Source organism: Streptomyces sp. SID5785, from assembly GCF_009870065.1.
Lineage (GTDB): Bacteria > Actinomycetota > Actinomycetes > Streptomycetales > Streptomycetaceae > Streptomyces.
Genome location: NZ_WWIA01000901.1, coordinates 1 through 7,731, shown reverse-complemented (window position 1 = coordinate 7,731; position 7,731 = coordinate 1). Strand labels below are relative to the sequence as shown.

Genomic DNA, 7,731 nt, shown 5'->3' with positions numbered 1-7,731 from the left:
CGACCACGCCGACGATCTCCGACACGTGGGCGGAGGTGGGTTCGGTGAGGGCGACGGCGCTGCCGCCGAGCTCGACCTGGAGTCCGTCGGGCCCGTGGGTCTCGGCCTCGTGGGCGGTGTCGACGACGGCCTGCGCCTGGGCGGCGGGCAGGTCGTCGGACTGCCGGTCGAAGGTGACGGTGGCGTACGCGGTGCGGCCGTCGGCGCTGATCCCGGCGGCGGTGCCGGTCTCGTAGGGCGAGGCGACGTCGGCGACGCCGGGCAGGGCGGCGATCTCGTCGAGGGTGTTGGTCATGGTGGTCTCGACGTCGGCGGCCCGCACGGTGGAGCCGTCGACGTGCCAGACGACGGTGTCGCTGTCGCCGCCGAGCCCGGCGAAGTTCTCGTTCAGGAGCCGGGTGGCGTGGCCGGACTCGGTGCCGGGTGCCTCGTAGTCGTTCGAGTACGCGGACCCGGCGACCGCGGCGGCCGCGGCGGTGCCTCCGAGGGCCAGCAGCCACAGGAGGACGACCACGAGCCGATGCCGGACACACCAGCGTGCGAGTGCGGCCACAGGCGTGCTCCCTGGGTTTTTCGTGGATCTTTGACCGGGAACAGCCGTTTAAGGATGAACAGCCCGCAAAGAACACATGAGCAAGTGGCCGCCACTCTTGCAGGCCTACTTGATCCTTTGTCGCTTTCGTGGCCTTACTCACAGGTCTGGACCGCCGGACGGGCTACCGGAGCCCGCCCGGGCGGCTCAACCGGACACGCTGGGGCGTCCGTTCTCGATGTGGCCCATGAGGCGCCTGCGGAATCCCTCGGCGGTGATCTCGAGGTCGTACCAGCCCTTCGCGTGGCCCGTCTCGTGGACGACGGTCACGGTGCGACCGGGCCGGACGGTCACGGTCCGCCGCCCCACGGTGAACGTGCGGGGCCCCTCCCCCGTGGCGCGCAGCCGGACGCGCAGCACCCGCGCCCGCCCGTCCACGGTCGTGGTGACGTCGCCGCCGAAGTCGGTACGGCCCTGGAACTCGCGCCGGAAGCCGTTGGGGCCCGTCACGGTGAAGTCGTACGACGTGCCGGCGTCGACCGGCACGGACCGCTCGCGGACGACGTCGAAGTGCTGCGGCGCCGCGGACTCCCCGGCGTAGGGGTAGAGCGCGAAGTGGACGCTGGAGGGCCCGGCGTTCGCCAGGTGCAGGGTGAGCCGGCCGTCCTGCACGCGCACGTGGGCGTCCGGCTGGTACGGGAGCGGGCGCGCGGGCCGGGTGCCGGGCTCCTGCTCGGGCAGCGACTGCCGGGCCGGCGGCTGCGGCGCCCAGCGTCCGCTGAACTCCGGGACGGGACCGGGCCGCTCGAGGGACGGCAGCCGCGCGGTGCGGTGGAAGTCGAAGGCGCCGGTGAGGTCGCCGGTGACCTGGCGGCGCCAGGCGCCGATGTTCGGCTCGCGCACGCCGGTCCAGCGCTCCAGGAAGCGGATGACGGAGGTGTGGTCGAAGACCTCGGAGCAGACGTACCCGCCGACGGTCCACGGCGAGACGACGAGCATCGGTACGCGCATGCCGAGGCCGGTGGGCAGGCCCTGCCAGTGCTCCTCGGTGACGTCCGGGCCGGGGACCGGCGGCGGGACGTGGTCGAAGAAGCCGTCGTTCTCGTCGTAGTTGATGAAGACGGCGGTCTTCCTCCACACCTCGGGGTGCGAGGCGAGCGCGTCGAGCACCCGGTAGACGATGGTCGCGCTGTGGATCGGCGACGAGACGGAGGGGTGCTCGGAGTCGACGGCGGACGGCACCAGGTAGGAGACGCGGGAGAGCTTGCCCGCGGCGACGTCCTTCGCGAACGTCTCGGCGAGCTTGCCGGTGGGGACGCGGCGCAGCGCCCGCTCGAAGAGGGAGCGCTCGCTGCGGGTGAGCGTCGAGACGCCCTGCTCCAGGGTGGCGAGGAGCTCCTCGCGCGCGGCGTCGTCCTGCGCGTCGCGCACCTTGGCGTAGAAGGCCTCCATGTAGGTGAGGCCCGTCCCGGCCAGGGCCTTGCGGGCGACGGCCTTGAAACCGGCGAAGAACTCGATCTGGTTGTCGGTGAAGTTCTCCCACTCGGTGTACGTCTGCCAGCTGACCCCGGCCGCCTCCAGGCGCTCGGCGTACGTGCCCCAGTCGTAGCCGGGGTGGGTGCCCTCGTCGTAGGCGTCGTTGCCGACGGCGCGGTCACCGCCCGGTTCGTAGCCCGTCCTGCCGCTCCACAGGTGGTTGCGGTTGGGGCTGGTGGAGGAGTGGATGGAGGAGTGGTAGGCGTCGCAGACGGTGAAGGTGTCGGCGAGCTCGTAGTGCAGCGGGATGTCCTCACGCGTGTAGTACGCCATCGTGGCGGCGGTCTTGGCGGTGATCCAGCCGTCGTGCCAGCCCTTGTTCCAGGCCTTGGCGCCGCCGTCCCAGGAGTGGTCGAGGGCGCCGATGTACTGGAGGTCCTTGTGCTGCGCGGCGGCGGCGTCCCGGACCGGGAAGGGCAGCACGGTGTGCAGGGGGCCGGGCTGTTCGAGGACGCTGTTGCCGTCCGGCAGGCGGATCGCGTTGCGGTCGCCGAAGCCGCGGACACCGCGCAGGGTGCCGAAGTAGTGGTCGAAGGACCGGTTCTCCTGCATGAGGATCACGACGTGCTCGATGGCGTCGAGCCCGCCCTGCGGGAGCGCCCCGGCTCCGGCCTGCGCGGCGAGGGCCTGCTGGAGCGACGGCGGCAGGAAGGAGCCGACGGCGGCGGCGCCGAGCGCGCCTGCGCCCAGGGCCACGAGGCGTCTGCGGGACGGCTCCGGGGACTGCTGCGACCCTGACACGGGACCTCCGGGGGTCATGGTCTTCACGCGACCTGTCGACTGGTTCGGCGGGACGCTAGCGATGCCGGATGGACCTGGGAAGTACGGGGACGGGCCGCGGCGTAAACGTCCAAGGGTCCGCCACAAACGTCCAACTCCGCCGTGCGCGCCGTGCCCCGGCCCCGGATGTGTCGGCCGATCAGCCGAGCACGGCCAGCGCGGCCCACAGCGCGAGTGTCGAGCCGAGCAGGCTCGCGGGCACCGTGAGCAGCCCGAGCCGGGTGAACTCGCCCAGCTCGGGATCGGTGCCGTGGGCGTGCACGATGCGCCGCCACAGGAGGGTCGCGAGCGAGCCGATGTACGTGAGGTTGGGGCCGAGGTTGACGCCGATGAGCGCGGCGAGGACCGGTCCGGGGCCCGCGGGCGCGACGACCGGGAGCAGGGCGAGCACGGCCGGCAGGTTGTTGATCAGGTTGGCCAGCAGCGCGGCCACGCCGGCGATCGCGAGGAGCGTGGTCAGGGCGGACCCGTCGGGCAGCACCCGGGCGATGCCGTCGCCGAGGCCCTGGTCGACGACGGCCTTGACGACGATGCCGAGGGCGAGAACGAACAGGCAGAAGGGCAGGTTGGCGGCGGTGAGCAGTTCGCGCGGGGTGCTGCGGCGGCGGGCCAGCGAGCGGGCGCCGAGCACGAGCGCGCCGGCCAGCGCCGCCCACAGCGGCTCGGCCCCGGCGAACGAGGCGACCGCGAACCCGGCGAGCGTGAGGCCGAGCACGACGAGCGTGAAGCGGGGCACGCCCGGCGTCTCGTCGTCCTTGGGCTCGTGCGCGGGCGCGGCGAGGTCGGCGGCGAAGAACCGCCGGAAGGCCGCGTACTCGACGCCGATCGCGACGAGCCACGGCAGCGTCATCAGCGCGGCGAACCGGGTGAAGCTCAGCCCGCTCGCGGTGAAGGCCAGCAGGTTCGTGAGGTTGGAGACGGGCAGCAGCAAGGACGCGGAGTTGGCCAGATGGGCGCTCGCGTAGACGTGCGGGCGGGGCCGCGCCCCGATGCGGGCCGCCGTCGCGAACACCACCGGGGTGAGCAGCACGACGGTGGCGTCCAGGCTCAGGACGGCGGTGACCGCGGCGGCCACCGCGAAGACGCCGCCCAGCATGCGGGTGGGACTGCCGTGACAGGCCCGCGCGACGGCGTCACCGGCGGCGCGGAACAGGCCGTCGTCGGCGCACAGCTGGGCGAGCAGGAGGATCGCGGCGAGGAAGCCGACGACGGGAAGCAGGTCCTTCGTCTCGGCCCAGGCGTGGTCGCCGCTCACCTGGCCGGTGGCCACGGCGACGACGGCGGCGGGGACGGCGACGACAGCCTCCGGCCACCGGCGGGGCCGCAGCACGGCGAAGGCCAGGGTGACGGCGAGCAGAGCGAGGGAGACGAGCACGTTCACGCCCCAAGAGTTCAAGCTCCCCGGCGAGGCAGGAGCAGGGTCCGGGGCAGAGCCCCGTGGGGGCGCGGGCAGCGAGCCCGCGCCCCCACGACTGACCGGCGGAGTGGAACGTCAGCCCTCGCTGACGCCCAGCTTGTCGAGGATCAGTTCCTTGACGCGGGCCGCGTCGGCCTGCCCCCGGGTCGCCTTCATGACGGCGCCCACCAGAGCGCCGGCGGCCGCGACCTTGCCGGACTGGATCTTGGCGACGATCCCGGCGTTGCCGGCGATGGCCTCGTCGACGGCGGCGGACAACGCGCCCTCGTCGGAGACGACCTTCAGACCGCGCCGGTCGACGACCTCGTCCGGCGTGCCCTCGCCCTTGAGGACGCCGTCGATGACCTGGCGGGCGAGCTTGTCGTTCAGGTCGCCCTTGGTGACGAGCTCGGAGACGCGGGCCACCTGCTCGGGCGTGATCGGCAGCTCGCCGAGTTCGACGCCCTGCTCGTTGGCGTTGCGCGCCAGCTCGCCCATCCACCACTTACGGGCGGACGTGGAGTCGGCACCGGCGTTGATCGTGGCGACGATCGGGCCGATGGCACCGGCGTTGCGGATCGACTGCATGTCGTGGGCGCTGATGTCCCACTCCTCGATCAGCCGGTTGCGCTGGGCGAGCGGCAGCTCGGGGAGCTCGGAGCGCAGCGCCTCGACCCACTCGCGGGACGGGGCGACGGGCACCAGGTCGGGCTCCGGGAAGTACCGGTAGTCCTCGGCGTTGTCCTTGATGCGGCCCGACGTGGTGGAGCCGTCCTCCTCGTGGAAGTGACGGGTCTCCTGCACGATCGTGCCGCCGGAGTTCAGGACGGCCGCGTGCCGCTGGATCTCGAAGCGGGCGGCGCGCTCGACGGACCGCAGCGAGTTCACGTTCTTCGTCTCGGAGCGGGTGCCGAACGTCTCGGTGCCGTTCGGGCGCAGCGACAGGTTCACGTCGCAGCGCATCTGGCCCTTGTCCATGCGGGCCTCGGAGACGTCGAGCGCCTTGATGACCTCGCGCAGCTCGGCGACGTAGGCCTTCGCGACCTCGGGGGCCCGCTCGCCGGCGCCCTCGATCGGCTTGGTGACGATCTCGATGAGGGGGATGCCCGCGCGGTTGTAGTCGAGCAGCGAGTGCGAGGCGCCCTGGATGCGGCCGGTGGCACCGCCGACGTGCGTCGACTTGCCGGTGTCCTCCTCCATGTGGGCGCGCTCGATCTCCACGCGGAAGACCTCGCCGTCCTCCAGCTGTACGTCGAGGTAGCCGTCGAAGGCGATGGGCTCGTCGTACTGGGAGGTCTGGAAGTTCTTCGGCATGTCCGGATAGAAGTAGTTCTTCCGGGCGAAGCGGCACCATTCGGCGATCTCGCAGTGCAGCGCGAGGCCGATCTTGATGGCCGACTCGACGCCGATCTCGTTGACGACCGGCAGCGCGCCGGGCAGTCCGAGGCAGGTCGGGCAGGTCTGGCTGTTGGCGTCCTGCTTCAGCTCGGTGGAGCAGCCGCAGAACATCTTCGTCTTGGTGCCGAGTTCGACATGGACCTCGAGGCCCATGACGGGGTCGTACGACGCGAGCGCGTCCTCGTACGACACCAGGTCAGTCGTGGCAGTCACGGTGAAACTTTCCCTCTCAGCCCAGCAGGACGTCGTCGTCGCCCAGGCGCTTGAGCTCCCGGTAGAGGATCGCCAGGCCGGTGACGATGGCGGCGGCGGACACGGCGGCGTCGATCAGCCGCAGGGTGTCGTTGTCGTTGCGGGCCATCTTCGCCTGCTTCGCGACGCTGATCGCGCCGAAGGCGGTGCTGGCGGCCGACACGTACACGCCGGTCTTGGACTTCTTGAAGTTCTTGGCCTTCTTTGCCATGGCACTCACAGCGACGGAGCCTCCTCGAGCAGCGGGTGACCCCACTTTTCCACGAAGGCGGCCTCGACGGCTGCGCCCACCTTGTACAGGCGGTCGTCCTTCATGGCGGGGGCGATGATCTGCAGGCCGACCGGCAGGCCGTCCTCGGGGGCCAGGCCGCACGGAAGCGACATGGCGGCGTTGCCGGCCAGGTTGGTCGGGATGGTGCACAGGTCGGCGAGGTACATCGCCATCGGGTCGTCGGCGCGCTCGCCGATCGGGAAGGCGGTGGTCGGCGTCGTCGGCGAGACGATGACGTCGACGCTCTCGAACGCGGCCTCGAACTCACGGGTGATGAGTGTGCGGACCTTCTGGGCACTGCCGTAGTACGCGTCGTAGTAGCCGGAGCTCAGCGCGTACGTGCCCAGGATGATGCGGCGCTTGACCTCGTCGCCGAAGCCGGCCTCGCGGGTGAGCGCGGTGACCTCCTCGGCGGAGTGCGTGCCGTCGTCGCCGGCCCGCAGGCCGTAGCGCATGGCGTCGAACCGGGCGAGGTTCGAGGAGCACTCGGAGGGCGCGATCAGGTAGTACGCGGACAGCGCCAGGTCGAAGGTCGGGCAGTCGAGCTCGACGATCTCGGCGCCGAGCGACTTCAGCAGCTCGACCGACTCGTCGAAGCGCTGCACGACACCGGCCTGGTAGCCCTCGCCGCGGAACTGCTTGACGACGCCGACCCGCATGCCCTGCACGCTGCCGTTCCGCGCGGCCTCGACGACCGGCGGGACCGGGGCGTCGATGGACGTGGAGTCGAGCGGGTCGTGCCCGGCGATGACCTCGTGCAGCAGGGCCGCGTCGAGCACCGTACGGGCACACGGACCGCCCTGGTCCAGGGAGGACGAGAAGGCGACCATGCCGTAGCGGGAGACGCCGCCGTACGTGGGCTTGACGCCGACGGTGCCGGTGACGGCCGCGGGCTGGCGGATGGAGCCGCCGGTGTCCGTGCCGATCGCGAGCGGGGCCTCGAAGGCGGCGAGCGCGGCGGACGAGCCGCCACCGGAGCCGCCGGGGATGCGGGTGAGGTCCCACGGGTTGCCGGTCGGGCCGTACGCGCTGTTCTCCGTCGAGGACCCCATGGCGAACTCGTCCATGTTGGTCTTGCCGAGGATGACGACGTCGGCGGCCTTGAGCTTCTTCGTGAGCGTCGCGTCGTACGGCGGGATCCAGCCCTCGAGGATCTTGGAGCCGACCGTGGTCGGGATGCCCTCGGTGGTGAAGATGTCCTTGAGCGCGAGCGGGACGCCGGCCAGCGGGCCGAGCTTCTCGCCCGCCGCGCGCTTGGCGTCGACGGCCGCGGCCTGCGCGAGGGCGCCCTCGCGGTCGACGTGCAGGAAGGCGTGCACCTTCTCGTCGACGGCCTCGATCCGGGCCAGGTGGGCCTCGGTGACCTCGACGGCGGTGAGCTCGCCGGAGGCGATCTTCGCGGCGGTCTCGGCGGCGGTGAGCTTGATGATGTTCGTGTCCGTCATGACTTCTTAGTCCTCCCCCAGGATCTGCGGCACCTTGAAACGCTGCTGCTCCTGGGCCGGGGCGCCGGAGAGCGCCTGCTCGGGGGTGAGCGACGGACGGACCTCGTCCGCGCGCATGACA

The 7,731-nt window shown here is 71.7% G+C and carries 7 protein-coding genes; all 7 read right to left on the bottom strand.

Annotation, left to right across the window (positions count from 1 at the left end; translation table 11 throughout):
- Positions 1–553, bottom strand: a 553-nt coding sequence (locus GTW43_RS29605) for an MMPL family transporter (RefSeq protein WP_161305066.1), incomplete at its 3' end; no start/stop codon positions are given.
- A 186-nt stretch (positions 554–739) separates the two neighbouring features.
- The gene (locus tag GTW43_RS29600) at positions 740–2,809 is read right to left on the bottom strand and encodes a phospholipase C, phosphocholine-specific (RefSeq protein WP_343246154.1); all 2,070 of its coding nucleotides are present in this window, start codon (positions 2,807–2,809) and stop codon (positions 740–742) included.
- A 178-nt stretch (positions 2,810–2,987) separates the two neighbouring features.
- The gene (locus tag GTW43_RS29595) at positions 2,988–4,229 is read right to left on the bottom strand and encodes an SLC13 family permease (protein ID WP_161305064.1); all 1,242 of its coding nucleotides are present in this window, start codon (positions 4,227–4,229) and stop codon (positions 2,988–2,990) included.
- Positions 4,230–4,340: 111 nt separating this feature from the next.
- Positions 4,341–5,855: an Asp-tRNA(Asn)/Glu-tRNA(Gln) amidotransferase subunit GatB gene (gene gatB, locus GTW43_RS29590; protein ID WP_161305063.1), complete on the bottom strand. Its 1,515-nt coding sequence runs from the start codon at positions 5,853–5,855 to the stop codon at positions 4,341–4,343.
- A gap of 16 nt (positions 5,856–5,871) precedes the next feature.
- Complete coding sequence (locus GTW43_RS29585; RefSeq protein ID WP_018531284.1) at positions 5,872–6,105, bottom strand: hypothetical protein; 234 nt, start codon at positions 6,103–6,105, stop codon at positions 5,872–5,874.
- A gap of 5 nt (positions 6,106–6,110) precedes the next feature.
- Positions 6,111–7,610, bottom strand: a complete 1,500-nt coding sequence (gene gatA / locus GTW43_RS29580) for an Asp-tRNA(Asn)/Glu-tRNA(Gln) amidotransferase subunit GatA (protein WP_161305062.1) — start codon at positions 7,608–7,610, stop codon at positions 6,111–6,113.
- Positions 7,611–7,616: 6 nt separating this feature from the next.
- Positions 7,617–7,731 (bottom strand): Asp-tRNA(Asn)/Glu-tRNA(Gln) amidotransferase subunit GatC (locus GTW43_RS29575; RefSeq protein WP_161305061.1); only part of this gene is annotated, 115 nt, incomplete at its 5' end.